This is a genomic window from Flavobacterium sp. GQ95 (genome assembly GCF_059758655.1).
The window spans coordinates 1-218 of the sequence record NZ_JCAXEB010000095.1 but is presented as its reverse complement, the minus strand read 5'-3'; the positions used below and the strand labels follow the sequence as shown (position 1 = coordinate 218).

Sequence of the window (218 nt, the reverse complement as noted above, 5' to 3'; positions counted from 1 at the left end):
CAGGATTAACGAGCGCAACAGTGTCGAATCCAATGGCCAACCCATCGGTGACGACTACCTATACATTAACAACAACAAGTACCGCTACGGGCTGTACGGCTACCGATACAGTGATCGTTACTGTGGATCAGTCGGTTCCAGTGGCAGATGCAGGTGCGGACTTTACCAAAAATTGCAGTGTAAATACAACAGGAAAAACGATCGGTGCAGCAACTGTG

At 48.6% G+C, this 218-nt stretch carries 1 protein-coding gene; it reads left to right on the top strand.

The window, feature by feature from the left end; genetic code table 11:
* A partial coding sequence (locus tag AC6CH4_RS26080) for a hypothetical protein (RefSeq protein ID WP_498108267.1) occupies positions 1–218 on the top strand: 218 nt, incomplete at both ends.